Source organism: Yinghuangia sp. ASG 101, from assembly GCF_021165735.1.
GTDB lineage: Bacteria > Actinomycetota > Actinomycetes > Streptomycetales > Streptomycetaceae > Yinghuangia.
This window is the reverse complement of sequence record NZ_CP088911.1, coordinates 2,451,540-2,477,533: the sequence shown is the minus strand read 5'-3', so window position 1 is coordinate 2,477,533 and position 25,994 is coordinate 2,451,540. Positions and strand designations below refer to the sequence as shown.

Genomic DNA, 25,994 nt, shown 5'->3' with positions numbered 1-25,994 from the left:
GACCGCCGCCCGGTGCGCGGGCGCCCGGCCTGCGCGGCCGGGGCGCGTTGCGCGCGGGTTATCGGGTGAAGGTCCCCTGACACGGCACAAAGGCAATCATCCGGTACCGCGCGGGCCCAGCGTGACAACGCCTCGCGGCGCGGGGGCATCGGTCGCGGTCGCGTGCCGGGGTGCGGGCCGCGTGCGCGCCGTGGGCGGTCGCGTCAATAGCGCTCGATCGGGGGAACGGGCGGGGCCGGGACGCCGGACATGCCGAGGGTCGCGTCGTACGCCGCCTTCCAGGTGCCGTCGCGCGTGTTCGCCTCCAGGGCGGCGTTCACGGCCTCGCGGAGCACGGTGTCGGCCCGTGGGAGGCCGATGCCGTACTTCTCGGTGGTGAACGGCTCGCCGACGACTTTGAGGCTGCCGGGTTCGCGGGCCGCGTACCCCTTGAGGATGGCGTCGTCGGTGGACACCGCGTCGACGCCGCCGTCGAGGAGCCGTTCGACGCACTGGCCGTAGCCGTCGTCGAAGACCGCCTGCGCCTCGGGGAAGTCGACTTGCAGGCGGTGGAAGGCCGTCGAGCCCTTCGCGGAGCAGACGCGGCGGCCGTGCAGGGTGTCCATGCCGGTGATCGCGGTTTCGTCGGCGCGGACGAGGAGGCTTTGGCCGGAGATGTAGTAGGGCCCGGCGAAGCCCACGGACTCCTTGCGCTCGTCGGTGATGCTGTAGGTGCCGACGTACAGGTCCACGTCGCCGTCGCGCAGTGCCGTCTCACGGTTGACGGAGGCGATTGTCTTGAATTCGATGGTCGCGGGGTCCAGGCCGAGTGCGGCGGAGACCATGCGCGCGATCTCGATGTCGAATCCGGACCGGCGCAGGGTCGCGGGGTCCAGGTAGCCGAGGCCGGGCTGGTCGTCCTTCGCGCCGACGACCAGGTGGCCGCGCGCCGTGGCCTTGGCCAGGGTCGGTGAGGCGATGTCGACGCCGGTACGGGTCTGATAGGTCGGCAGCGGCGGCGTGGTCGCCGGGATCGGCCGGTTCGTCGTCTTCGCCGCGCTGCCCGTGCCGCTGCCGCCGCACGCGGTGGCGAGCAGCACGAGGACGACGGCCCCGACGGCCGCCGCGGTGGTGCGCACGCTCATGGATGGGGTCCCCCTGGATGGCCGGGGCCGGGGGCGTGTGCCGCGATGCCGTGCCTGCCGTGGCGTCCCCCGTGCCGACAGTGGTGCCCATCATCGGGCATGTGCGGGCATCACGGTCGGACGCCCCGCGACGGGGGGGCATCGCGGGGCGTCCGAGGAGGTGGGCGCCGGGACGGCGGAATCCCCCGCGAATGTGGGATTCCACGGTCCCGGCGCGGATCAGACGCCGGAGGCGACGCCCGGCTGCGCGACGGCTTCGGCGGTCGGCGGCTGGATCTTCGGCGGGCGGCCCTGGCGTCCGCGGCTGAGGAAGCGCTCCAGCCAGACGGCCGACGCGGAGAGCAGCATGCAGATGACGATGTAGATCGTGCCGACCACGATCGCCGCGGGGATCAGCGGGAGGTCGTAGTCCTGGACGGAGCCGATCTGCTTTGCGGTGTGCAGGAGTTCGGGGTAGGTGATGACGAATCCCAGCGACGTGTCCTTCAGCGTCACGACCATCTGGCTGATGATCGACGGCAGCATCGCCCGGATGCCCTGCGGGACGAGGATCGACGCCATCACCTGGCTCTTGCGCATGCCGATCGCGTACGCGGCCTCGCTCTGCCCGCGCGGCAGCGCCAGGATGCCGGCGCGCATCGTCTCGGCCTGCACGGTGCCGTTGTAGAGCGTCAGGCCGATCACCAGCGGCCACATCGGGTCGTCGTTGATGAAGTCGAGGAATCCCGGCCAGTGGCTGAGCATCGGCGGCGCTTTGTACAGGAAATAGATCATGATCAGCAGCGGCATCGCGCGGAAGAACGTCACGAACGCGGTCGCCGCCCACCGGATCGGCCGGTGGTCCGACAGTCGGCCGGCGGCCAGCAGCGCGCCGAGGATCAGCGAGAAGACCACCGCGAGCGCGAACGCCTTGAGTGTCGCCTTGAGGCCGTCGAAGATCAGTTGCTGGATGCCCGAGTACTGGAACGGGTCCCACTTCTGCCGGGAGAACTGCCCGGTTTCGTCGAACTTGTGGTAGATCCAGAACGCCGCCAGGGCCAGCAGTACGACCCCGACCACGCCGATGACGGTGTTGCGGCGCTTGGCCTTGGGGCCCGGCGCGTCGAACAGGACCGTGGCTTTGCCGCTCATCGGGCCACCGCCAGCTTCTTCTCCAGCGCCGCGAACAGCGCGCTCAGGCTGAGCGTGATGATGAGGTAGCCCAGGGCGATCCACAGGAACACCCACAGCACCTTGTCGCCGTTCTCGACCATCTGGGCGCTCGTGCCGTACAGGTCGATGACGTTGAAGGCGCCGGCGATCGCCGAGTTGCGGACCATCGCGATCAGCAGCGACCCGATCGGCGGCACCACCGCGCGCAGCGCCTGCGGCATGACCACGTGGCCGAGGGTCTGGCCGAACGTCATGCCCAGGCTGCGCGCCGCCTCCGCCTGGCCGATCGGCACGGTGTTGATGCCCGACCGCACGGCCTCGCAGATGAACGCGGCGGTGTAGCAGCCGACCGCGAGCACGGCGAACTTGAAGTACGACATCTGGATCTCGAGCTTCGGGAAGCCGAGCATGACGAAGAACAGCAGCAGCGTCAGGGGCGTGTTGCGGATGATGTTGACGTACGCGGTGCCGAACCAGCGCAGCGGCGGCACGGGCGACACCCGGCACGCCGCGAGCAGGGTGCCGAGGACCAGGGCGACGAGGCCGCACCACAACGTGAGTTCCAGCGTCACGATGAAGCCGTCGCTGATCAGGTCCCAGTTGTCGGTCAGAACGTTCATCGCTCACCCGCTTTCCGGCCCTCGCGCGGGCCCGCCGACGGGGCGGAGTCAGGTATCGGGCGCGGACCACCGACGTCCGCTGTGTTTGTCTGCGGACCACCGACGTCCGCTGTGTTTGTCTGCGGACCACCGACGTCCGCTGTGCTGGTTTGCGGACCACCGACGTCCGCTGTGTTCGATTGCGGACCACCGACGTCCGCTGGGCATGTGTTCACGGTGATCCCCGCAGTCTGGATCGGACGTGGTTTCGAGGTGCCGGGGCGGTCGGCCCGGCGGGTGGAACTCCGCCGGGCCGACCGCACGGTGACGGTGCGTCAGTAGCGTTCGACCGCGGGGACCGCCGGGGCGGGGGAGCCGGACAGGCCCAGCGTCGCGTCGTAGATCGCCAGCCAGGTGCCGTCGGCGCCCTTGGCGTCCAGGGCGTCGTTGACCGCCGCGCGCAGCGCCGCGTCGTCCTTCGGCAGGCCGATGCCGTACTTCTCCTCGGAGAAGTTCGCCCCGACGACCTTCAGCTTGTCGGGGTCCTTGGCCGCGTAGCCCTTGAGGATCGCCTCGTCCGTGGTGACCGCGTCGACCTGGCCGCTGAGGAGGTTGTCGAGGCACAGCGAGTAGGTGTCGTACTCGACCGGCGTGGTCTCGGGGAACTCGTTCTTGATCTTCTGGATCGGCGTCGAGCCCTTGGCCGAGCAGACCTTCTTGCCCTTGAGGTCGTCCTTGCTGTTGATGGACGTGTTGTTCTTCTGCACGAGCAGGCTCTGGCCGGAGATGTAGTACGGCCCGGCGAAGCCGATCTGCTCCTTGCGCTTGTCGGTGATGCTGTACGTGCCGACGTAGTAGTCGACGTCGCCGCGCTGGATGGCCGTCTCGCGGTTGACCGACGCGATGGTCTTGAACTCGATCTTCTTCGGGTCCAGGCCGAGTTCGGCGGAGACCATGCGGGCGATCTCGACGTCGAAGCCGCTGCGCTCCTTGGTGGCCGGGTCCTGGTAGCCGAGGAACGGCTGGTCGTCCTTGACGCCCACGACCAGGTGCCCGCGGTCCTTGGCCGTCTTCCAGGTCTTCGACGCCGACAGGTCGACGCCCTCCTTGACGGTGTACGTCGGGAGCTGCGGCTTGGCGGACGCGGTGTTCGACCCGCCGGGCGCGCCGCCGCCGGAGGCGCCGCCGTTGTTGTTGTCCGAGCTGGGCGTGCCGTCCTTGCCGCAGGCCGTGCCGAGCAGGGCCAGGGCGGAGATACCGGCGATGGCTATGGATTTGCGAAGATTCACGGCCTTGACTCCTCTGGGGTCTTCCGGGATGGCTGGCGGGCGGATGGGCGGGCGGGGCAGTCGGCCCGGCGGGCAGGTGCCGGGCCGCCGGTCGGGAGGGGGCCGGCGTCGCGCGCGGGCGTCCCGGGGGATCAGTGGTGCAGGATCTTCGACAGGAAGTCGCGGGCGCGTTCACTGGACGGGTTGTCGAAGAACTCGTCCGGGGTGTTCTCCTCGACGATGCGGCCGTCCGCCATGAAGATCACGCGGTTCGCCGCCGAGCGCGCGAAGCCCATCTCGTGGGTCACGACGACCATCGTCATGCCGTCCGCCGCGAGGCCCCGCATGGTCTCCAGGACCTCGTTGACCATCTCGGGGTCGAGCGCGGAGGTCGGCTCGTCGAACAGCATCACCTTGGGCTGCATCGCCAGCGCCCGGGCGATCGCGACACGCTGCTGCTGGCCGCCCGACAGCTGGGCGGGGTACTTGTCCGCCTGATTCGCGACGCCCACCCGGTCGAGGAGTTCCCGGGCACGCCGCTCCGCGGCCTCGCGCGACTCCTTGCGCACCTTGATCGGGCCGAGTGTGACGTTCTGCAGCACCGTCTTGTGGGCGAACAGGTTGAACGACTGGAACACCATCCCGACGTCCGAACGCAGCCGGGCCAGCGCCTTGCCCTCCTGCGGCAGCGGCTCGCCGTCGATCGTGATCGAGCCGGAGTCGATCGGTTCCAGGCGGTTGATGGTGCGGCACAGCGTCGATTTCCCGGAGCCCGACGGGCCGATCACGACGACGACCTCGCCCTCGTGGATCGTCAGGTCGACGGCCTTGAGGACGTGCAGCTTGTCGAAGTACTTGTCGACCTGCGACAGGACCACGAGCGGTGCGGCGGGCTGCTTCTCCAAGGAAGGCCGCTTGTCCAGGGCTTCGGTCACGGTGGCCTCTTCCTCCGGGTTCCTCCGGATCGTGTGGTGCGCACATGAAAGCGGGATCGGCCGCGGGCCCGTACCGGATTTGAGCTTCACCTGAGGTCAAGAGCGCATAACGGAGCGTTGTCCGTCCTCGGCTCTCGGCAGATCACGGTAAGTCTGCTTAGATGACGCTTCCCGCCGACCCGGAGAGGAGGCCCACGCCATGCGGCTGCTGATGGTCGAGGACGACTTGCGCATCGCCGCGCCGCTGCGCGCCGTCCTGGGACGCCACGGCATCGACGTACGCCACGCCTGCACGGGCGAGGAGGCACTGGACGCGCTCTCCGGCGACGTCGACGTGATCCTGCTCGACCTCAACCTGCCGGACCACGACGGCTTCGAGGTCTGCGCGCGGATACGCCGCTTCAGCGACGTGCCCGTCATCATGGTCACCGCGCGCGCCGACATACGCTCGCGCGTCCACGGCCTCAACCTGGGCGCCGACGACTACGTCACCAAGCCCTACGACATCGCCGAGCTGCTGGCCCGCATCCACGCGGTGAGCCGCCGGTCCCGGCACGAGCCCCGCCCCGAGGCCGCCTCCGCCGCGCGGCCCGCCGAGACCCCGGACCCCGCCGTCGGCCACCCGCGTCCCCCCGGCGCCCTCGTGGTGGACGCCGCGGCCCGCCGCGTCACCGTCGACGACGTCGAAGTCACCCTCACCCGCAAGGAGTTCGACCTCCTCGCGCTGCTTGCCGGGCGGCCCGGGGTGGTCTTCCGGCGCGAGCAGATCATGAGCGAGGTCTGGCGTACCAGCTGGGCCGGCAGCGGGCGCACCCTCGAAGTGCACGTCGCGTCGCTGCGCGCCAAGCTCGGCAGGCTCGGCAAGCCGCGCATCGTGGAAACCGTCCGCGGCGTGGGATACCGCATGGTCCCCGACGCCTGACCGGCGCGACGACAGCGAGCACCGCCCGTGCGCACCCGACTCCTCGCCCTGCTGCTGGCCCTCATGGCCGCGGTGCTGCTGGCGCTCGGCGTACCCCTGGCCGTCTCCCGCGCCGCGGGCTACCAGCAGGACGTCGTGCGCGACCGGGTCGACGACGCCGCCGGTTTCGCCGCCGCGTACCAGACGGCCATCCGCGACGACGAATCCGTCACCGCCTCCGCACCGGCCGCGGGCGGCGACGAGGAGGACGGCGAGAAGCAGCAGATCCGCGCCCAACTCGAACAGTACGAGCGGGTCTACGGCATCACCGCCGCGATCCTCGACCGCAACGGCAGGCCCGTCGTCGCCTCCGACCGCGCCTACACCCTCCCCGAGTCCGGCCAGGCCCGCGAGGCGTTCCTCGACGCCCGCGCCGGGCGGCGCAGCGACGACCCGCCGCAGATCTGGCCCTGGCAGCACCGCCGGATCGTCGTCGCGATGCCGGTCGTGCACCGGGGGGACGTCGTCGCGGTCGCCCTCACCGACTCGCCCACCGACAAGATGCGCGCCCGGGGTCGCGACGCGTGGCTGTTCCTCGCGGCCGGCGAGGCCGTCGCCCTGGTCGTCGCGCTGCTCGCCGCCGGGCGCCTGACCGGGACGATCCTGCGTCCGGTCCGGGTGCTCGACAAGGCGACCCACGAGATCGCCACCGGCAAGCTCGGCGCGCGCGTCGCCGCCGCTCAGGGGCCGCCCGAACTCCGGCGCCTGGCCAAGGCGTTCAACGAGATGGCGGACAACGTGGAGACCGTCGTCGAGCAGCAGCGCGCCTTCGCGGCCGACGCGTCGCACCAACTGCGCAACCCGCTGTCGGCGCTCCTGCTGCGCATCGAGGAACTGGGCCTGTCGTTGCCGCCCGAGCACCAGGACACCCTGGACGGCGTGCGCGACGAAGGACGCCGCCTCACCCACGTGCTCGACGAACTCCTCGCGCTCGCCCTCGCCGAGAACGCCGCCAACACCGGCCCCGACCTGGTCACCCTCGACATCGCCGCGCTGGTCGGCGAACGCCTGGACGCGTGGAACCCGGTCGCCCTGGTCCGCGGGCAGAGCTTCGACCGGCAGGGCCCGCGCGCGCTCACCGGACACGTCGACCCGATAGCGCTCGGCAGCGCCCTGGACGCCGTCATCGACAACGCGCTCAAGTTCAGCCCCGACGACGCCGAGATCACGGTCGCCGTCGCCACCGTCGGCGGACGCCTGGAGATCCGCGTCGCGGACCGCGGCCCGGGCCTGGAGGCCGGCGAGCTGCGCCGCGTCGGCGACCGCTTCTGGCGCAGCTCGCGGCACTCCAACGTGGACGGCTCGGGCCTCGGGCTGTCGATCGCCCGCACCCTCCTGCGCGCCACCGGCGGCAGCATCGACTTCGCGGCCCGGGACGGGGGAGGGCTGGTCGTCACGCTGACGGTCGACCGGGCGGTGTGAGGCCCGGGCCCGAGGCGGCGTCCGCCCGACCGCGTCCGATGCGACCGCCGCCGACTCAACCGCCCATGTTCGGCACGCACTTCGGCGGTCGCGGCGGCAGGAGGCTGAGCCGGCCCAGCGTCGCGTCGTACGCGCGCTGCCAATCGCCGTTGTCCACATGCCGGTTCAGCGCCGTGCACACCGCGTTCGCGAGGGCCGTGTCGCCGCGGCTGAGGCCGACACCGTACGGCTCCTCCGAGAACGGGCTTCCCAGCACGCGCAGTTCGTCGGGGAACTGGGCGACGAAACCCGCGAGGATCGTGTCGTCGGTACTCACCCCGCGCACGTTCTTGCGGCGCAACTCGTCGACGCACTCGGAGTATTTGCCGCGCTCCTCCAGCTGCACGGTCGGGAACTTCTCCCGGATCCGCGCCGCCGACGTCGACTCGCGGACCACGCACACCCGGCTGCCGGCCAGGTCCTCGGGCCGCGCGGCGCCCCGGTCGTCGCGGCGGACCAGGAAGTCCTGCCCCGCGACGTAGTACGGCCCCGCGAACGACACCTTCTCCGAGCGCTCGGCGTTGATCGTGTAGCTCGCCACCATGACGTCGACCTGGCCGCTCGACACGCGGTACTCGCGGCCCTGCGTCTCGACGTCCACGAACCGCACGCGGCCCTCGAAGCCGAGATCCGCCGCGATCATGCGCGCGATCTCGCTGTCGAAGCCGGAGTACTGCCCGTCCGGCCCCTTCTGGCTGAGCCCCGGCTGGTCCGGCTTGACGCCGATGATCATGTAGCCCCGCCGCACCATCGCCTGATACGCGGGCGACGACTCCCGCAGCGCCGCGAACGGGTCGGCTTTCGCGTCGGACCCCCGCAGCGCCTTGATCACCGGTACCGACGCCGCGATCAGCGCCAGCACGACCACGGCCGGGACCAGCACGCGCAGGCGCCGCCGGCGCGCCCGCGGGGCGGGCTCGTCGTCCGGGGCGTCGCCCGCCCACGTGGGATCCACCGGGTCGAACGGGCCGCCCGGCCGCGGGCCCGCCTCCGCACCGGGGCCGGACCGGCCGGATTCCGCGCCGCCCGCCTCCGGGGCGGCCGGCCTGTCGCCCACGCCGTCCGCGCGCGGGGCGCTGCGGTGCGTCACCGTGTGCCCGGTCCCCAGGCCCGCCCGGTACGCCCCGGCACCCGGCCCGCCGACGATCCCGGTCGCGGAGCCCGTGCCCGCGTCGGGCGGCCGGCGCGGCGACGGCAATTCGCCGCCCCATGTCGGGGCCAGCGCCTCCTGGACGACGCGGACGAGCAGTTCCTCGGCCTCCTTGGCGTCCAGCCGGTCCGCGGGGTCCTTGCGCAGCAGGCCCATGACCACCGGCTCCAGCGGCCCCGCGTGGCGCGGCGGCGGGGGAGCCTGGTTGACGACGGCGTCGACCACCTCGACCGGCGAGGAGCGGCTGAACGGCGGACGGCCTTCGACCATCTCGTACAGCGTGGCCCCGAGCGACCACAGGTCGGACGCGGGGTCGAGGACCGTGTCACCGCTGCGCCCCAGCGTCTCGTCCGCGCCGCGCGGGGGCCGGCGGGTGGCCGTGCCTCCGCTCGGGGTGCCGGGCGACCCGGCGTCCGTGCCGGTCGCCGGGCCGGCGTCCGTGGTGCCGCCAGGGGATCCACCGCCGTGCGCCGCGGCCCCCGCCCCCGCCGCGCCGCCCGCCCCGCCGGCCGCGAAGCGCTCGGCCCGTTCCGGGGCCAGGTAGCCCGGCGTGCCCAGCAGTTCGCCGACGTGCGTGACCTGCGGGGCGTCCGCGAACGTCGCGATGCCGAAATCGGTCAGGACCACGCGCCCGTCGAACCCGAGCAGCACGTTCGCGGGCTTGACGTCCCGGTGCAGCACCCCCTTGGCGTGCGCCGCCCGCAAGGCGCGCAGCACGCCGAGCCCGATCCGCGCGGCCTCCGCGAAGTCCAGCCGCCCCTCACCGCGCACGACTTCGGCCAGTGACCGCGAGACCACCAGCTCCATGACGATCCACGGGCGCCCGTCCTCCTCGAAGACGTCGTGGACCGTCACCACGTTCTCGTGCCGGATCCGCGCCGCCGCGCTCGCCTCGCGCCTGCTGCGCTCCGACCACGTGCGCCGGGCGCCTTCGTCCAGCGACGGCGGGAACAGCAGTTCCTTGACGGCGACCTCCCGCCCGAGCGCGGTGTCGACGGCGAGCCACACCTCGCCCATGCCGCCCCGGCCCAGGCTCCGGCTCAGGCGGTACCGCTCGTTCAGCACACGGCCTATGTCGCCCTCGGACACCGCGGTACGCCCTCCTCCCAGGTGCTCCAGGTCCTGCTGACGGGGGCGTCAGAGTTTAGGAGGTCCACCCAAATGCGCTCGGTCAGCCCCCAGCATGTTGCATCGGGCGTGTCGCGCGCGACGTCGACCGCGTCACGGTTTCGCCGACCGGTACCAAAGGCGGGCGCCTTCGTGCAGCAACAGCGGCGGGAACGTGAGGATGGCGGTCCGCGGATCCACCAGTTGCGCCGCGTGCACCTCCCGCCCGATCGCCTCGCGACCGCCCATCACCGTGCCGGTCACCCGGCGGATCAGGTCGGGGTCGGTGTCCGCCCGGGTCACCAGGAGGTTCGGTACCGCGACGGTCGGCACCTCCTGCCGGACGCCCGGCAGCGTCCGCCCGGCCTGGTACGCGTCCGAGGGGATCACCGCCTCGCGGTACACCTGGTGGTATCGGTCGCGCAGCGTCGCCGCGACATCGCCCAGCGGCACGAAGCGGATGTCCGCCTCCTCCGCGAGCACGCGGACCGCCTCGGTGGGGAGGCCGCCCGACCAGAAGAACGCGTCCAGCCGTCCGTCGCGCAGCTTCGCCGCGGTGTCGCCGATGCCGTCCTCGGTCGCCACCAGGTCGGTGCGCGCGTCGAGGCCCGCCGTCGCGAGGATCCGGTTCGCGAGCAGCTGCACCCCGGACGCCGGCGGCCCGATCCCCACGCGCTTGCCGCGCAGGTCGGCCACGCTCCGCGCCGGCGACGAGACCGGCACCACCAACTGCACGTAGTCGTCGTACAGGCGTGCGATCGCGCGCAGTTGGTCGCGTTCCGCGGGCGACAGGTCGGCCACCGCGTCGGCCGTCGCGATGGCGAGGGTGTGGGTGCCGTCGATCAGGCGCCGCACGTTGTCCACCGACCCGGCCGACGCGTCGATGGTCACCGGGACGCCGAGATCGGCCTCCAGGCGCGGGGCGAGCAACTGGCCGTAGCGGTAGTAGACGCCCGACGGGACGCCCGTCGAAATGCTCACCGGGCCGCCCCGGTAGGGCTTGGCGTCGTCCGAGCCGACCCACAGGCCGCCCGCGAACAGCGCCAGCGCCACCGCGAGCACCACCGCGACCAACGCGCGCGTCCGCCGGGTCTGCGGCCCTCCCGTGCGGGGGCCTCCCGTCCGGCTCTGCGTCATGGCGTTCCCGTCCGTGAAACCGGTCGTCACCCAGCGGGGCGAACCGCGTAACCTTGCTTCTCGATGAGCGCGCGATCCTACGAGGTGCGCACCTTCGGGTGCCAGATGAACGTCCACGACTCCGAGCGGCTGTCCGGCCTGCTGGAGGACGCGGGCTATGTCCGCGCGGGCGCGGGCGAGGAGGCCGACGTCGTCGTCTTCAACACCTGCGCGGTGCGGGAGAACGCCGACAACAAGCTCTACGGCAATCTCGGCCACCTCGCGCCGAGAAAGGCCCGACAACCCGGCATGCAGATCGCCGTCGGCGGCTGCCTGGCGCAGAAGGACCGCGACACGATCGTCGCCAAGGCGCCCTGGGTGGACGTGGTCTTCGGCACGCACAACATCGGCTCGCTGCCGGTGCTGCTGGAACGCGCCCGCGTCCGGGAGGAAGCCCAGGTCGAGATCCTGGAATCACTCGACGTGTTCCCGTCCACGCTGCCCACGCGGCGCGAATCGGCGTACGCGGCCTGGGTGTCGGTCTCGGTCGGCTGCAACAACACGTGCACGTTCTGCATCGTCCCGGCGCTGCGCGGCAAGGAGAAGGACCGCCGCCCCGGCGACGTGCTCGCCGAGATCGAGGCGCTGGTCGCCGAGGGCGTGATCGAGGTCACCCTGCTCGGGCAGAACGTGAACGCTTACGGGTCCGACATGGGCGACCCCGAGGCGTTCTCCAAACTGTTGCGCGCGTGCGGGGAGATCCGAGGCCTCGAACGCGTCCGCTTCACGTCGCCGCACCCGCGCGACTTCCCCGACGACGTGATCGCCGCGATGGCGGAGACGCCGAACGTCATGCACCAGCTGCACATGCCGCTCCAGTCCGGCTCCGACACGGTGTTGCGGGCGATGCGGCGCTCGTACCGCCAGGACCGCTACCTCGGCATCATCGAGCGCGTGCGCGCGGCGATGCCCGACGCGGCGATCTCCACCGACATCATCGTCGGCTTCCCGGGCGAGACCGACGCCGACTTCGAGCAGACACTGCACGTCGTCCGCGAGGCCCGCTTCGCGAACGCCTTCACGTTCCAGTACTCCAAGCGCCCCGGCACCCCCGCGGCCGAGATGGACGGCCAGATCCCCAAGGCCGTCGTCCAGGAGCGGTACGAGCGGCTGGTCGCGCTCCAGGAGGAGATCTCCTGGGACGAGAACAAGAAGCAGGTCGGCCGCACCCTCGACGTGCTGGTCGCCGAGGGCGAGGGCCGCAAGGACGAGGCCACCGCCCGCCTTTCGGGCCGCGCCCCCGACAACCGCCTCGTGCACTTCCGGCGCCCCGACGACGAGGTGCGGCCCGGCGACGTGGCCACGGTCGCGATCACCTACGCCGCCCCGCACCACCTGCTCGCCGAAGGGCCGCCGGCCGCGATCCGCCGCACCCCCGCGGGCGACGCGTGGCAGAAGCGGACCAGTGCCCCGGCACCGGCGCCCGGGGTGCTCCTCGGCATCCCGAAGATCGGCGCCCCCGCCCCCGAGCCGTCCGCGGACACCGGGTCCTGCCGCGCGCATTGACCGCTAGGCGCCGCGCTGGTTCCAGCCTCTGACGACCGGCTGCTCGCGCTCGAAGCCCAGGACGCACACGCCGGCCGTGGCCAGCCAGAACAGGCGGCCGTCGGCCGGCGGCAGCTCCAGCCAGCGGGCGGTCAGGACGCGCAGCACGTGCCCGTGCGCCACCAGGGCGACGTCCTCGTCGCCGGCCAGCAGCGGGCGGACACGCGCCAGCACGCGGTCCGCCCGCGCGCCGACCGCCTCGAGCTGTTCGCCCGGGTGCTCCGCGTCGCCCGGGACCACGCCGTCCCGCCACAGGGACCAGTCCGGGCGCGTCTCGCGGATCCGCGACGTCGTCAGGCCCTCGTAGCCGCCGTAGTCCCACTCCATCAGGTCCGGTTCCGCCACGGCGTCGGACAGCCCCGCCAACTCGGCCGTCGCCCGCGCGCGCCGCAGGGGGCTGACGAACACGTGTCCGAACCGCTCGCCGGCCACGAGCCTCCCGGCCGCGCGGGCCTGCTCCTCGCCGGTCTCGGTCAGCGGTACGTCGGTGCGGCCGGTGTGCCGGAGCGCACGGCTCCACGCGGTCTCGCCGTGCCTGATGAGGGTGAGCTGCGCCATGCGGCCATGAGACCACGGCCCGGTACCCTCGTGCCGTGCTCGTTGCCGCTGCCGTGTGTCCTCATCCGCCGTTGATCGTCCCCGAGCTGGCCGCGGGTGCCGCGGGCGAGTTGGACGCGTTGCGCGCGGCCTGCGACGCCGCCGTCGCGGACCTGCTCGCGGCCCGCCCGGACCGCGTCGTCGCCGTGGGGACGGGGCCCGAGACGGCCGAGTTCCCCAAGGGCGGCGCGGGTTCGTTCTCCCCGTACGGCGTGAACCTGTCGGTGCGCCTCGGCGCGGGCGGCGGCGACATCGAGGAGCGGCTGCCGTTGTCGCTGACGATCGCGGCGTGGCTGCTCGGGCGCACACCGGTCGACGTGCCGGTCTCCGGCCTCGCGGTGGCCCACGACGCGGACGCGGTCGACTGCCTGGCCTCCGGCGCCGAGCTGGTCTCCGGCGACGAACGCGTCGCCCTGCTGGTGATGGGCGACGGCACGGCGTGCCGCACCGAGAAGGCGCCCGGCTACCTCGACGCACGGGCCGAGCCCTATGACGCCGCCGCCGCGCTCGCCCTCGCGAACGCCGACGTGCTCGCGCTGGCCGCGCTCGACCCGCGCCTCTCCGAGGAGTTGGGCGTTTCCGGGCGTGCCGCCTGGCAGCTCCTGGCCGGCGCCGCCGACGGCGCCGACCTCACCGGCCGCCTCACCTACGACGAAGCACCCTACGGTGTGGGGTACTTCGTCGCGGTGTGGAGCTGACGGCCCGCTCTCCCACGGGAGTTCCCCGGAGCCGACCGCCCCGGATCAGGGGTGCGGGGGCTGCTCGGGCGGCGCCTCGCCCGCCGGGCCGGCACCCGGAGCCGGCGGGTTCTCACGGCCCCGCGCCGCCTCCTCCGGCGAGAGGCCGAGGGTTTCCTTGGCCTTCTCCGCGCCCGTGTCGATCTTGTCGCCGTACTTGCCGCCGGTCTTCTTCTCGACCATGTCCGCGGCCTTGTCGACGCCCTTGTCGACCTTGTCGTGGTGCGGCGCGAGCTTTTCCTTGATGGTGTCCAAGAAACCCATGTCTTGTTCTCCTTCGGACTCTCCTCCCGCATCGGGAGGCTGCGAGGCGGTGCCGGAGTGGGTCTCCGCGCCGCCCCCGGCGTCCGCACTGGGGCGCTCCGCCACGAGCGTGCCGACGCCTCCGGCCGTCTCGGGCTTCGGGGGGTCGGCTTCCGCGGCGGGTTCCGCCGTGGTTTTCGCGGCCGGACTGCGCCGGAACCAGTCGAAAGCACTCATGTCCTGCTCCTTGACCGTACGTCGGTCACGGCGGCCGTGCATGTCCTGTCCATGCCGGTCACACCGTGTGTCATGCCGTGCGCATACGTGCCGGACAACAACGACCGGCGGGCACGGGCGGTTATGTGATCGGTGCGGGGCGTACCGCATCGGGTGACGGGCGCGGCGGGGTGTCCGGCAGACTTGTCCCGTGAGTTCGCGATCTCGTTCCGAAGCCGCCGCCCCCGGCGAGCGCGCCGAAGCCGGCGGCACGCGGCCCGGCCCGCGCGTCGTCGCCGTGGTCGGCCCCACGGCGGCCGGCAAGTCCGACCTCGGCGTCGCCCTGGCCCGCGCCCTCGACGGCGACGTCGTGAACACCGACTCGATGCAGCTCTACCGGGGCATGGACATCGGCACCGCGAAACTGACCGTCGCCGAGCGCGGCGGCGTACCGCACCACCTGCTCGACGTGTGGGACGTGACGCGCACCGCGAGCGTGGCCGAGTACCAGCACGACGCGCGGGCCGTCGTCGACGCCCTGCTGGCCGCGGGCCGCACGCCCGTGCTGGTCGGCGGCTCGGGGCTGTACGTCCGCGCGGTCGTCGACGACCTGGAGTTCCCCGGGACGGACCCGGAGGTCCGCGCCCGGCTCGAACGCGAACTGGACGCCGACGGCCCCGGCCTCCTGCACGAGCGCCTGACCGGTCTCGACCCGGCCGCCGCGGCGGCGATCCTGCCGAGCAACGGCCGCCGCATCGTGCGCGCCCTGGAGGTCATCGAGATCACCGGCCGGCCGTTCACCGCGACGCTGCCCGGGCCCGTGCCGGTGTACGACTGCGTCCAGATCGGCGTCGACGTCCCCCGGGCGACGCTCGACGACCGCATCGGCACGCGCGTCGACCGGATGTGGCGGGACGGACTCGTCGACGAGGTACGCGCGTTGGAGACGCAGGGCCTGCGGGACGGGCTCACCGCCTCGCGCGCCCTCGGCTACGCGCAGGTGCTGCGGCAACTCACCGGCGAACTCAGCGAACCCGAGGCCAAGGAGGACACGGCCCGCGCCACGCGGCGGTTCGCGCGACGCCAGGACACCTGGTTCCGCCGCGACGCACGCGTGCGGTGGCTGGCGTTCGACCGCCCCGACCTGGTCGAGGAAGCCCTCCGCCAGGTGACCTTCGACCACGCGGACACCGGGCGCGGCTGACGGGCGAACCGCGGCCGACCGGGGCGAACGGGCCGACCGGGGACCACGGAGCACGGCGTCCCGGCGCACCCGTGCGGCCGTAGGATCGGACCGTGAGCACTCTGCGATTCCTCAAGGGCCACGGGACCGAGAACGACTTCGTGATCGTCCCCGACCCCGACGGCGCGCTCGACCTGAGCGCGGCGCGGGTGGCGGCGCTGTGCGACCGACGGGCCGGCATCGGCGCCGACGGGATGCTGCGCGTCGTCCGCTCGGCGAAGGACCCGGCCGCCGCGCACATGGCTGGCGAGGCCGAGTGGTTCATGGACTACCGCAACGCCGACGGCAGCATCGCGGAGATGTGCGGCAACGGCGCCCGCGTATTCGCCCGCTACCTGGTCGAGTCCGGCGAGGCCGCGCCCGGCGACCTGCGCATCGCCACGCGCGGCGGCGTCCGGGCGGTCCACGTGCCCGAAGGCGGGGGCGACGTCACGGTCGGCATGGGCGCCGCCCGGCTGCCCGGCCCCGACGGCATCGCGGTCACGCTGCCCGACGGCTCGGTGCACGCCGCGGTCAACGTCAACATGGGCAACCCGCACGCGGTCGTCTTCGTCGCCGATCTCGACGACGCCGGCGACCTGCTCACCGCCCCGGCGATCGCCCCGGCGACGGCGTACCCCGAGGGGGCGAACGTCGAATTCGTCGTGGACCGCGCGCCGCGGCACGTGGCGATGCGCGTCCACGAACGAGGCTCCGGCGAGACCCGCTCGTGCGGCACGGGGGCCTGCGCGGTCATGGTCGCGTCCGCCCGCCGCGACGCCGCCGCGCTGCCCGCCACGTACACCGTGGACGTGCCCGGCGGACGCCTCGTGATCACCGAGCACCCCGACGGCGCCGTCGACATGACCGGCCCCGCCGTGATCCTGGCCGAGGGCGAGGTCGACCTGGACCGCCTGCCCGCGGGCCACGCCTGACGCCGACGCCGTACGCCGCCGGGGCGGGCACCGAACGGGCGCCTGCCTTCGCGGGGCTTTTCCGGCGCACCCCCGCCCCGGGCGAGGACGCCCCACCGCCCGCCGCATCCGCCCCGCCGCCTCGGCCGCGTGTCAAATCGGCGCCGGCACCCGGGCGGACCGTGGCCGAAACCCACGTGCCGTGGCGGGGAGCGACGTGGCACGATCGTGGTGACCGACATTCCAGGTGACGGAAGAACTTCGGCCGCCGCCGTGTTGAACAGGACAATATGACCTCCGCATACGAACGCCACCTTCCCGACGACGACTCCGCAGTCGAGCTTTTCGACGACATCGACCTCGACGGACTCGACGACGGCATGGGGTCGGGCGACGTCGCCGGGGCCGGTCCTGAGGACACGGACTACGACGGCGACCAATTCGACCTCGCCGACCGCAACGCGCTGCGCCGCGTCGCGGGCCTGTCGACCGAGCTGACGGACGTCACCGAGGTCGAGTACCGGCAGCTCCGCTTGGAGCGCGTCGTCCTCGTCGGGGTGTGGACCGAAGGAACAGCCCAGGAAGCCGACAACTCCCTCCAGGAGCTGGCCGCGCTCGCCGAGACCGCCGGGTCGCAGATCCTCGACGGCGTCGTGCAGCGCCGCGACAAACCGGACCCGGCGACCTACATCGGCTCCGGCAAGGCCAGGGAACTGCGCGACATCGTCATCGCCACGGGCGCCGACACCGTTGTCTGCGACGGCGAGCTGACGCCCGCGCAGCTCATCCACCTGGAGGACGTGGTCAAGGTCAAGGTCGTCGACCGGACCGCGCTCATCCTCGACATCTTCGCCCAGCACGCCAAGTCCCGAGAGGGCAAGGCGCAGGTTTCGCTCGCGCAGATGCAGTACATGCTGCCGCGCCTGCGCGGCTGGGGGCAGTCGCTGTCCCGCCAGATGGGTGGCGGCGGCAGCAGCGGTGGCGGCGGCATGGCCACCCGCGGCCCCGGCGAGACCAAGATCGAGACCGACCGGCGGCGCATCCGCGAGAAGATGGCCAAGATGCGCCGCGAGATCGCCGACATGAAGAAGGCACGCGACACCAAGCGCGCCGAGCGGCGCCGCAACAAGGTGCCGTCGGTGGCCATCGCCGGGTACACCAACGCCGGCAAGTCGTCGCTGCTCAACCGGCTCACCGGTGCGGGCGTGCTGGTGGAGAACGCGCTGTTCGCCACCCTCGACCCGACCGTGCGCCGCGCCGAGACGCCGTCCGGGCGGGTCTACACCCTCGCGGACACCGTCGGGTTCGTCCGGCACCTGCCGCACCAGCTCGTCGAGGCGTTCCGCTCCACGCTGGAGGAGGTCGGCGACGCCGATCTGATCCTGCACATCGTGGACGGCTCGCACCCCGAGCCCGAGGCGCAACTCGCCGCGGTACGCGAGGTGTTCGTCGAGGTCGACGCACACAACGTGCCGGAGATCGTGGTGGTCAACAAGGCGGACGCCGCCGACCCCGAGGTCCTGGCGCGGCTGCTGCGCCGCGAGCCGCACGCCGTGGTGGTGTCGGCGAAGACCGGCCAGGGCGTCGAGGAACTCCTCGCCCTGATCGACGAGGAGCTGCCGCGGCCCGAAGTCGAGGTGGAGGCGCTGGTGCCGTACCACCGCGGCGACCTCGTGGCCAAGGTGCACGACAGCGGCGAGATCCTGGAGAACGAGCACCGGGCCGAGGGCACGTGGCTGCGCGCCCGGGTCGGTGCGGTGCTGGCCGCCGAGCTGCAGGCCTTCGCGGTCGCGAAGCGGTAGCCGCGGCACCGTAGCGCCGGCGCTGTCCGACGCGAAAACGTGTACGCCGACGCGGCGGGCCCCTCGCGGGGTCCGCCGCGTCGGCGTGCCCGGCCTGCGGCGCCCGGACCGCCCGCCGGGCCGGGGCAACGGTCCGCGGGAGGCCGCCGGGGTCGCGCGGCCTCGGGCGCGCGCCGGGAACGTGCTCCCGGTCGGTCCAAAAGGTCCGTGCCCCACCCGTGTTCCCGGCCCGGCCGCATCGTTGGACAGGGCGTCCGAGCCCGCCGTTCACTCGTTCGGGTGGTGTTGTTGCGACAGACGACAGGAGTCAGGTAAGCCTTGCCTCTTGCGATCCGCGATGTCGCCCGCCTCGCGCCGATCGCCGTGCCCTTCCCCGTCCGCCGCCTTCCGCCTCTTCCCGCCGGTCTCCCGACCAGCTGCCCCGCCACTCCGTCGCCCGCCGTCGGCGCCAGTGCCGCGCATCGATCCCGCTCCCGGGAGGACCGCTCATGACCGCAGCACCGACACCGACCAGGACCGAGGCCGTCGGACGCGCCACGGGGGCGGGCGCCGAAAGCCTCCTCGCGCGCCAGGCCCGCCGCGAACGAGCGGCGCGGATACACGCGCGGTCGCTGCCCATCGTCCCCGTACGCACGCGGGGCATGACCGTGGACGGCGCGAACGGCCGCCGCTACCTCGACTGCCTCGCGGGCGCGGGCCCGCTCGTGCTCGGGCACAGTCATCCCGTGGTCCTCGAGGCCATCCGCGCGGTTCCGGACACCGAGGCGCCCGCCCGGGCGACGCCGATCGAGGCGCGTTTCGTCGAAACGCTGTTCGCGACGCTGCCTCCCGGTTTCGCCGGTGACGCGCGCATCCTGTTCTGCGGTCCCGAGGACACCGACGCGGTCGACGCGGCGATCGGCCTCGCCCAAGGCGCGACGGGGCGTGCGGACGTGCTGGTCTCCGCCGGGTTATGCCGCGGGGCGCTTCCCCGGACGGGCGCCGTGACGCGCCTGCCGTATCCGAACCCCGCGCGGTCCGGGGATTCGAGCGGCGCCATCGCGGACCTGCTCGCCGACGCCGCCGCGCGCGGCGCGGTCCCCTCCGCCGTGGTGCTCGAAGCCGTGCGCGGGGACGGCGAGATGGTGACCGCCCCCGACCGGTGGATGCGCGAGATACGGCGCCTCACGGACCGGTACGGCATCCCCCTGATCGTCGACGAGACGCAGACCGGTCTCGCGCGCACGGGCGCGTTCTGGGCGGTGGAGCACAGCGGGATCGTGCCCGACGCCATCGTCGTCGCGCAGGCCGCCGGCGGGTCCCTGCCGCTCGCCGCCGTCGTCGCCCGGTGCGGTCCGCACCCGCGCGACCCCGGAGCGCATCCGGCGGCGTTCCGCGGCAACCAGATCGCGATGGCGGCCGGGACGGCGACCATCAGGCACATCCGCGAGAACCGCCTCGACGCCCACGCCGCCCGTATCGGCACCCGCCTGGCCCACGGCCTGCGGCGCGTCCAGGCCGCCGAGCCCATGATCGGCGAGGTCCGCGGACGCGGCCTCATGATCGGCATCGAACTCGTCGACCCCGACCCCGACCCCGACCCCGACGCCGCGTCCGGCGGCGCACATCCGCACGGCGCGCCCGCGCTGGCCGCCGCGGTCCGTGCGGAAGCCCTCGACCGGGGCCTGATCATCGGCCTCGGGGGCCGCGACGACACCGTCCTCCGCCTCCTGCCGCCCCTGACGATGACCGAGGAACAGGCCGAGGCGGTGCTGACCCGACTGGCCGACGCCGTGGCAGCGGTCGGCCGCCGCCGGAGGAAGACCCGGACACCGCCGGGAAGCTGACACGACGTCAGTCCCGAACGGGGGTGCCGGGCGCGTGCCGGGCGACGTCGGCCGGGCGTGCCCGGGGTGCGCCCGGCGTGCCCTCAGCACGCGCGCGAAGGTGTCGCCCGCGCGCCCGGCCGCCGCAGGGGAGTTGACGCGGCGTCAGGGGCCGGGTGCGCACCGGGCGCCGTCTGGCGTGCCCGCGGTGTGCCCGCGGTGTGCCCGGCCCGCCTGTCGCCGCGCGTCCGAACACGTCTGCCGCACGGCGTTTCCCCGCGTTCGGATTCCGCGTGCCAAGTGGTGCCGTGGGCCGCGTCGGCCGCCGCGCGCGGCGGCCGGGCGAACGTGATCCCACCCTCGGCTCACCCTCGGCAATAAGTCCGTTTTGTTCAGTTTTGCTAAAACCGCGGGTCGGTTGGCCGACATCGCGGGTGAACGCCCGATCATCGATGCGTGCCGGCCCGACTGCGTCGGAGCCGAACCCGGGAGCCACGGCCGCGACCGCGCCGGGCCGCGTGCGCGCGCCGCCGCCCGGCCCGCTCCCGGGCGGACGTCCGCGCAGCCACACGTCGTTCGAGGAGGCGCCCCGCATGACCATGTCCCCGTTGCCCCCCACCGGCAGCCCCGACGACGCGGCCATCGCCGCCGCCGTCCGGGCCGCCGCCGAGAAGGCCGCAGAGAAGGACGCCGACCACGACCCGGACGAGGACGACGACCACGATCTGTTCGACCTCTCCGAGGACGACACCCTGCGCCTCACCCGCCGCCGGCTCCGCGCGGGACTCTCCGGACCGCTCACCAAAGCCGACCGCTGGGGCGCCGTCACCCTCGGCCCCGGCCGCTTCTCGTTCCACGAACTCCACATCAAGCGGGACCTGCCGATCATCCACACCTGGATGAACGACCCCGAGATCGCCCGCTGGTGGCACCTCGCCGGCGACGTCGACACCACCGCCCGCCACCTCGCCGAACGCCGGGGCCTCACGCACGCCACCACGTACGTCGGGTGCCTGGACGACGAACCCGTCAGCTACTGGGAGTTGTACCGCGCCGACCTCGATCCGCTGGCCGAGCACTACGCGGCGCAGCCGCATGACGTCGGCGTCCACCTGATCATCGGACCGCCGGCACACCGGGGACGGGGGCTCGGCTCCCTCCTGCTGTTCGTCGTCGCCGACCTCATCCTGCGCGCCGCACCCGACACGCAGCGCGTCGTCGCCGACCCCGACGTGCGCAACGCGGCGTCCGTCGCCGCCTTCCGGCGTGCGGGGTTCCGCCGCGCCGCCGATCTGGCGCTGCCCGGCAGGACCGCCGCGCTGATGATCCGCGACCGCGAACGGCCCACCGACCGCGCCGCCGCCCGGACCGCCTGAGCACACCGGTCGCCACCGGCCCGCCGCGCGCGGAGCCGACGCGACGTCATGACGCCGCCATGGCACGCGACTTCGCACCGCCGATGCCACGACGCCGCACGGGCGGGCGGGCGAACTCACGCGGTGCGGAACGGCGTTCGCCGTCCGTGCGGCGGCCCCCGCCGACCCGGTCGCGCGCGGGCCGCCAGGTGGCCGAAGATGGCCGACCAACCGGGAGGACCGCGCCCGCATCCCGTGCGAGCACGAGCGATCCGACGCGGACAAGGGCCCGACGACCATGGTGTGATACCGATCACGGTGCCAGAATGCGCCCGTGACGTTGGATCGAGCGCCCCTGCGCGTGGCTGCGGCCCAGGCACACGCCCTGCCCGGAGACGTGGCGGAAAACGTGGCCACCGCCGCCCAGCTCGTCCGCTTCGCCGCAGCTGAGGGGGCCGATGTCGTCGTCCTCCCCGAGCTGTTCCTGTCCGGGTACGACCTCGACGTGCTGCGCCGGGACCCGTCCCGCTGCGAGATCGTCCCCGCGGACCCGCGCCTCGACGACCTCCTCGCCGCGTGCTACTCCACCAGGACCGTCGCCGTCGTGGGGGCCTGCGTCCGCCGCACGTCGGCCTCCCGGACGTCCTCCGTCCTCGTCGCCGGCATCGACGGCGAGGCCCACGTCGCGTACGACGCCGAACACCTCCCGCCCGACGCCCGCGACGTGTTCACCCCCGGCGACCACGGCTGCTCCGTCGAGGTGCACGGCTGGCGCCTCGGGCTCGGCACCCGGCACGACATCGGCTTCCCCGAGCACGTGCGGGCCGCCACGCTCGACGGCTGCGACGTCTACCTGTGCAGCGGCATGTTCACGCGCGGCGACGAGGAGCACCGCCGCAATCTCTTTCTGGCCACCCGTGCGCTGGAGAACACCTGTTACACCGTGCTCGCCAACCACGTCGGCGATACCGGCGACGGCCCCGGCTGCGGGCGCAGCGCCGTGTTCGGACCCGACGGGCGCCCCGTCGCCGAGGCCGCCGCCGACCGCGTCGACGTCGCGGTGGCCACCCTCCAGGACTTCGAGGTGGACGCCGCCCGCGAAAGCCTCACCATGCTCAGTGAACTGCCGTGTGCCGAGAGCAGGCGCGAGCGGATCAAGCTCGACTGACGGTCCCGGTCGCGAGGGCCGGTGGTCGCGGTCGCGCACATGATGTGGCACCGTCTGCACGACCGTCCGCCGACGGGAGACCGAGCAACGCCGACCGAAGGAGACCGAACGTGCGCCTTGGACGACGCCGTACCGCCGCGGCAGCCCTCACCGCGGCGATACTCGCCCTCTCGGCCTGCTCGTCCGACGACGGCTCGGACGCACCCGACAGCACCGGTTCCCCCGCACCCACCGCACCGTCCGGCGGCCAGGGCGGCCCGGCGGCCCTCGGCGCGCTCCCTCCGGCGGCGGCTCCCGGAAGCGGCGGCTCGTACTACGTGGCGATGGGCGACTCGTACGCCGCGGGCGTCCGCATCCCCGAGACCGTCCCCGACGCCCCGGGCCTGTGCAGCCGCAGCGCGAGCAACTACCCGCACCTGACCGCGCGCACCCTCGCCGTCCCCACGTTCACGGACGTCACGTGCGGAGGCGCGACGACCGAGGACCTGGCGGCTCCCCAGGGCGGCGGCAGCACCGCGCCCGCGCCGCAGTTCGAGGCGCTCGGCCCCCAGACCCGGCTGGTGACGCTCGGCATCGGCGGCAACGACATCGGCTTCACCGAAATCGTCACCACGTGCGTCGTCAAAAGCGGCGACACGTCCTCGCCCACGCCGTGCAAGGACGCGTTCACCAAGAACGGCCAGGACGTGCTGACGGAACGCATCCGGACCACCGCCGGCAAAATCGACGCGGCGCTCACGGCCATCCACGAGAAATCCCCGCAGGCCCGCGTCCTGCTCGTCGGCTATCCCGCGATCCTGCCGGAGACCGGCACCGGCTGCCCCGCGCAGTTCCCCGTCGCCGCCGGCGACCTCGGCTACCTGCGCGGCGTCCTGCACGCGCTCAACACGATGATCTCCGAACGCGCCGCCGCCGGAAACGCCGGATACGTCGACACCTACGCGCCCGCGGTCGGCCACGACGTCTGTACGCCGAACGGAACCAAGTGGGTCGAAGGCCTCAACCCGGAGTCCCCGGCCGCACAGGTCCACCCCAACGCCCTCGGGCACGAGGGCATGGCCGCCGTGGTGATAGACGCCGCGCGGCAGCAGACCTGACGCGGCCGGGGCCTCCCGAGGCCCCGCGTCGCGGCGGTCCCGGTCGAGACGTCCCCCGGCGCCCGTAGGCTTGCCCACGATGACCGACACCGCGGAGACGACCGCCCCCGAGACCCCCTCCGAGCCCGCCGCCGAGCCCCCGACGGCTCCCGAAGCGGACCCCGGCACGGAGACCACGGACGCCACGGACCCGAGCACGGACGCCGGGCCCGCCCCCCGCGGGCCCGGCAGCCGCCACGACCTCGGCGAACTGCTGGCCGCCGCCGTCGGAGCCGTCGGCGGCAGCCAGCGCCCCGGCCAGGTGCGCATGGCGGAGGCCGTCACCGGCGCCATCGCCCGTCGCGAGCACCTCCTCGTCGAAGCGGGCACCGGCACCGGCAAATCCCTCGCCTACCTCGTCCCCGCCCTCGCCGGCCACCGCCGCGTCGTCGTCGCCACCGCCACGCTCGCCCTGCAACGCCAACTCGTCGAACGCGACCTGCCGCGCACCGTCGAGGCCCTGCACCCCCTGCTGCGCCGCCGTCCCACGTACGCGACCCTCAAGGGCCGCAGCAACTACGTGTGCCTGCACCGCCTCCACGACGGGCCGCCCGACGACGCCGACGCGCTCTTCGACCCGTCGCCGACGACCCCCACCGGGCGCGACATCCTGCGCGTGCGCGACTGGGCGGACGACACCGAGACCGGCGACCGCGACGACCTCAGCCCCGGCGTCAACGACCGCGCCTGGGCCCAGGTCTCCGTCTCCTCCACCGAATGCCTCGGCGCCTCGAAGTGCGCGTACGGCGAGGACTGCTTCGCGGAACAGGCCCGCGAGATGGCCAAGCAGTCGGACATCGTCGTCACCAACCACGCCCTCCTGGCCATCGACGCCATCCAGGACGCGCCCGTCCTCCCGAAGCACGAGGTCCTCGTCGTCGACGAGGCCCACGAACTCTCCGCCCGCGTCACCGCGATCGCCACCGACGACCTCACCATCGGCACCGTCGAGCGCGCCGCCCGCCGCGCGGCGAAACTGGCCAACGAGAAGGCCGTCGACGCGCTCCAGGCCGCGGCGGAGGCCTACGCGCGGGCGATGAGCATGCGCGAGCCCGCCCGCCTCGCCGCACCGGACCCCGAACTCGGCGACGCCCTCGTCCTGTTGCGGGACGCCGCGCGGGGCGTCATCACCTCGCTGGGCGAGGTGCGCGACAAGTCCCTCAGTGACGAGGACGCGGCCCGCCGCCAGGCCATGGCGTCCGCCGAATCGGTGCACGACACCTGCGAGCGGATCCTGTCGGGTTCGCCGTACGACGTCCTCTGGATCGAGCGCAGCGACCGCGTCGGGCCGTCGCTGCGGATCGCCCCCCTCGCGGTCGCCGGACTGCTGCGCGAATCGCTGTTCGGCGACCGGACCGTGGTCCTCACGTCGGCGACCCTCAAACTCGGCGGGGACTTCACCGGTGTCGCCCGCAATCTCGGGCTCAGCCCCGAGGGCATGCTGCCGGCGCCCGGCGAGGTCGTGCCCGTTCCCGTGCCCGCCCCCGCCGCCGGCAGCCGGGAGGCCGCCGACGACGAAGGCGACGCCGAGAACGACGCCGAACTCGCGGTGTGGCGCTGCCTCGACGTCGGATCGCCGTACGCGTACCCCAAGCAGGGCATCCTCTACGTCGCCAAACACCTGCCCCCGCCCGGCCGCGACGGCATGCACCCGGCGACGCTCGACGAACTCACCGAGCTGATCGAGTGCGCCGGGGGCCGGACGCTCGGCCTCTTCTCGTCGCGCCGCGCCGCCGAGGCCGCCAGCGAGGCGCTGCGCGAGCGCCTGGACTTCCCGATCCTGTGCCAGGGCGACGATTCCCTGCCCGAGCTGCTGAAGACCTTCGCGGACGATACCGAGGCCTGCCTGTTCGGGACCCTGTCGCTGTGGCAGGGCGTCGACGTTCCCGGGCCCGCGTGCCAGCTCGTCGTCATGGACCGCATCCCGTTCCCGCGCCCCGACGACCCGCTGATGAGCGCCCGCCAGCAGGCCGTCCACGAGTCGGGCGGCAATGGCTTCATGGCCGTCGCGGCGACCCACGCCGCGCTCCTCATGGCCCAGGGCGCGGGACGCCTCATCCGGGCCGCCGACGACCGCGGCGTCGTGGCCGTGCTCGACTCACGGCTCGCGACCGCCCGCTACGGCGGGTTCTTCCGGTCGTCGATGCCGGACTTCTGGTACACGACGGACCGCAATCAGGTGCGGCGCTCGCTCGCGGCGATCAACGTGTGAGCCGAGGTTGCGCCGGGCCGGGGAAAACCGCCACACACCCGCGGAGGGGTGGCGTGCGTCGGTTCTCCTCGGCCGTCCGCCGGGCTCAGGACAACGCGCGGGGCCGCAC

At 73.3% G+C, this 25,994-nt stretch carries 21 protein-coding genes; 12 read left to right on the top strand and 9 right to left on the bottom strand.

The window, feature by feature from the left end; translation table 11 throughout:
* Positions 1-203 precede the first annotated feature (203 nt).
* The 5 genes from LO772_RS10180 to LO772_RS10160 form a co-directional block, all read right to left on the bottom strand.
* Positions 204-1,124 (bottom strand): glutamate ABC transporter substrate-binding protein, encoded by a 921-nt coding sequence (locus LO772_RS10180; protein WP_231778072.1) that lies wholly within the window; start codon positions 1,122-1,124, stop codon positions 204-206.
* Between the two features lie 219 nt (positions 1,125-1,343).
* Complete coding sequence (locus tag LO772_RS10175; protein ID WP_231778071.1) at positions 1,344-2,255, bottom strand: amino acid ABC transporter permease; 912 nt, start codon at positions 2,253-2,255, stop codon at positions 1,344-1,346.
* Positions 2,252-2,896, bottom strand: coding sequence for an amino acid ABC transporter permease (locus LO772_RS10170; protein WP_231778070.1), 645 nt, complete (start codon positions 2,894-2,896; stop codon positions 2,252-2,254). The genes LO772_RS10175 and LO772_RS10170 overlap by 4 nt, the downstream gene beginning before the upstream one ends.
* A gap of 314 nt (positions 2,897-3,210) precedes the next feature.
* The gene (locus LO772_RS10165; RefSeq protein WP_231778069.1) at positions 3,211-4,164 is read right to left on the bottom strand and encodes a glutamate ABC transporter substrate-binding protein; all 954 of its coding nucleotides are present in this window, start codon (positions 4,162-4,164) and stop codon (positions 3,211-3,213) included.
* 131 nt (positions 4,165-4,295) lie between these two features.
* Positions 4,296-5,048: an amino acid ABC transporter ATP-binding protein gene (locus LO772_RS10160; protein ID WP_443089448.1), complete on the bottom strand. Its 753-nt coding sequence runs from the start codon at positions 5,046-5,048 to the stop codon at positions 4,296-4,298.
* A 229-nt stretch (positions 5,049-5,277) separates the two neighbouring features.
* Here LO772_RS10160 and LO772_RS10155 point away from each other — a divergent pair, with 229 nt between their 5' ends.
* Positions 5,278-6,000 (top strand): response regulator transcription factor, encoded by a 723-nt coding sequence (locus LO772_RS10155; protein ID WP_231778068.1) that lies wholly within the window; start codon positions 5,278-5,280, stop codon positions 5,998-6,000.
* A gap of 27 nt (positions 6,001-6,027) precedes the next feature.
* Positions 6,028-7,461 (top strand): sensor histidine kinase, encoded by a 1,434-nt coding sequence (locus LO772_RS10150; protein ID WP_231778067.1) that lies wholly within the window; start codon positions 6,028-6,030, stop codon positions 7,459-7,461.
* Positions 7,462-7,516: 55 nt separating this feature from the next.
* On the opposite strand, the gene LO772_RS10145 is transcribed toward LO772_RS10150, so the two are convergent.
* Entirely contained in the window at positions 7,517-9,739 is a 2,223-nt protein-coding gene (locus LO772_RS10145; protein ID WP_231778066.1) for a bifunctional serine/threonine-protein kinase/glutamate ABC transporter substrate-binding protein, read from the bottom strand.
* Between the two features lie 132 nt (positions 9,740-9,871).
* Positions 9,872-10,894 carry a TAXI family TRAP transporter solute-binding subunit gene (locus tag LO772_RS10140; RefSeq protein ID WP_231778065.1) on the bottom strand — a complete coding sequence of 341 codons (1,023 nt, stop codon included), beginning with the start codon at positions 10,892-10,894 and terminating at the stop codon, positions 9,872-9,874.
* 63 nt (positions 10,895-10,957) lie between these two features.
* On the opposite strand from LO772_RS10140, the gene miaB reads away from it, so the two are divergent.
* Positions 10,958-12,439 (top strand): tRNA (N6-isopentenyl adenosine(37)-C2)-methylthiotransferase MiaB, encoded by a 1,482-nt coding sequence (gene miaB, locus LO772_RS10135; RefSeq protein WP_231778064.1) that lies wholly within the window; start codon positions 10,958-10,960, stop codon positions 12,437-12,439.
* 3 nt (positions 12,440-12,442) lie between these two features.
* Here the strand turns inward: miaB and LO772_RS10130 are convergent, their stop codons facing one another.
* Entirely contained in the window at positions 12,443-13,036 is a 594-nt protein-coding gene (locus LO772_RS10130) for a histidine phosphatase family protein (RefSeq protein ID WP_231778063.1), read from the bottom strand.
* A gap of 35 nt (positions 13,037-13,071) precedes the next feature.
* Between LO772_RS10130 and LO772_RS10125 the strand changes: the two genes are divergently transcribed.
* Positions 13,072-13,773: a class III extradiol dioxygenase subunit B-like domain-containing protein gene (locus tag LO772_RS10125; RefSeq protein WP_231778062.1), complete on the top strand. Its 702-nt coding sequence runs from the start codon at positions 13,072-13,074 to the stop codon at positions 13,771-13,773.
* 45 nt (positions 13,774-13,818) lie between these two features.
* Here LO772_RS10125 and LO772_RS10120 read toward each other — a convergent pair whose 3' ends face one another.
* The gene (locus tag LO772_RS10120; RefSeq protein WP_231778061.1) at positions 13,819-14,292 is read right to left on the bottom strand and encodes an antitoxin; all 474 of its coding nucleotides are present in this window, start codon (positions 14,290-14,292) and stop codon (positions 13,819-13,821) included.
* Positions 14,293-14,569: 277 nt separating this feature from the next.
* Between LO772_RS10120 and miaA the strand changes: the two genes are divergently transcribed.
* From miaA to LO772_RS10080, 8 genes are all read left to right on the top strand, one after another.
* Entirely contained in the window at positions 14,570-15,475 is a 906-nt protein-coding gene (gene miaA / locus LO772_RS10115; RefSeq protein WP_231779487.1) for a tRNA (adenosine(37)-N6)-dimethylallyltransferase MiaA, read from the top strand.
* A gap of 92 nt (positions 15,476-15,567) precedes the next feature.
* The gene (gene dapF, locus LO772_RS10110) at positions 15,568-16,428 is read left to right on the top strand and encodes a diaminopimelate epimerase (protein WP_231778060.1); all 861 of its coding nucleotides are present in this window, start codon (positions 15,568-15,570) and stop codon (positions 16,426-16,428) included.
* Between the two features lie 359 nt (positions 16,429-16,787).
* On the top strand, positions 16,788-18,209 hold the full coding sequence (gene hflX, locus LO772_RS10105; RefSeq protein ID WP_231779486.1) for a GTPase HflX: 1,422 nt from the start codon (positions 16,788-16,790) through the stop codon (positions 18,207-18,209).
* 488 nt (positions 18,210-18,697) lie between these two features.
* A complete protein-coding gene (locus LO772_RS10100; protein ID WP_231778059.1) occupies positions 18,698-20,035 on the top strand; it encodes an aminotransferase class III-fold pyridoxal phosphate-dependent enzyme in 1,338 nt (445 codons plus the stop codon).
* A 572-nt stretch (positions 20,036-20,607) separates the two neighbouring features.
* Positions 20,608-21,390: a GNAT family N-acetyltransferase gene (locus LO772_RS10095; protein ID WP_231778058.1), complete on the top strand. Its 783-nt coding sequence runs from the start codon at positions 20,608-20,610 to the stop codon at positions 21,388-21,390.
* 313 nt (positions 21,391-21,703) lie between these two features.
* Entirely contained in the window at positions 21,704-22,537 is an 834-nt protein-coding gene (locus tag LO772_RS10090) for a carbon-nitrogen hydrolase family protein (protein ID WP_231778057.1), read from the top strand.
* A 110-nt stretch (positions 22,538-22,647) separates the two neighbouring features.
* Entirely contained in the window at positions 22,648-23,634 is a 987-nt protein-coding gene (locus tag LO772_RS10085; RefSeq protein WP_231778056.1) for an SGNH/GDSL hydrolase family protein, read from the top strand.
* Positions 23,635-23,713: 79 nt separating this feature from the next.
* Entirely contained in the window at positions 23,714-25,885 is a 2,172-nt protein-coding gene (locus LO772_RS10080) for an ATP-dependent DNA helicase (protein WP_231778055.1), read from the top strand.
* Positions 25,886-25,994: the final 109 nt, after the last annotated feature.

Bases quoted from the DNA above. Each gene is read 5' to 3' on its own strand.
- LO772_RS10180 (WP_231778072.1), bottom strand. From the start codon at position 1,124: ATGAGCGTGCGCACCACCGCGGCGGCCGTCGGGGCCGTCGTCCTCGTG.
- LO772_RS10175 (WP_231778071.1), bottom strand. From the start codon at position 2,255: ATGAGCGGCAAAGCCACGGTCCTGTTCGACGCGCCGGGCCCCAAGGCC.
- LO772_RS10170 (WP_231778070.1), bottom strand. From the start codon at position 2,896: ATGAACGTTCTGACCGACAACTGGGACCTGATCAGCGACGGCTTCATC.
- LO772_RS10155 (WP_231778068.1), top strand. From the start codon at position 5,278: ATGCGGCTGCTGATGGTCGAGGACGACTTGCGCATCGCCGCGCCGCTG.
- LO772_RS10140 (WP_231778065.1), bottom strand. From the start codon at position 10,894: ATGACGCAGAGCCGGACGGGAGGCCCCCGCACGGGAGGGCCGCAGACC.
- miaB (WP_231778064.1), top strand. From the start codon at position 10,958: ATGAGCGCGCGATCCTACGAGGTGCGCACCTTCGGGTGCCAGATGAAC.
- LO772_RS10130 (WP_231778063.1), bottom strand. From the start codon at position 13,036: ATGGCGCAGCTCACCCTCATCAGGCACGGCGAGACCGCGTGGAGCCGT.
- LO772_RS10120 (WP_231778061.1), bottom strand. From the start codon at position 14,292: ATGAGTGCTTTCGACTGGTTCCGGCGCAGTCCGGCCGCGAAAACCACG.
- hflX (WP_231779486.1), top strand. From the start codon at position 16,788: ATGGGGTCGGGCGACGTCGCCGGGGCCGGTCCTGAGGACACGGACTAC.
- LO772_RS10100 (WP_231778059.1), top strand. From the start codon at position 18,698: ATGACCGCAGCACCGACACCGACCAGGACCGAGGCCGTCGGACGCGCC.
- LO772_RS10095 (WP_231778058.1), top strand. From the start codon at position 20,608: ATGACCATGTCCCCGTTGCCCCCCACCGGCAGCCCCGACGACGCGGCC.
- LO772_RS10080 (WP_231778055.1), top strand. From the start codon at position 23,714: ATGACCGACACCGCGGAGACGACCGCCCCCGAGACCCCCTCCGAGCCC.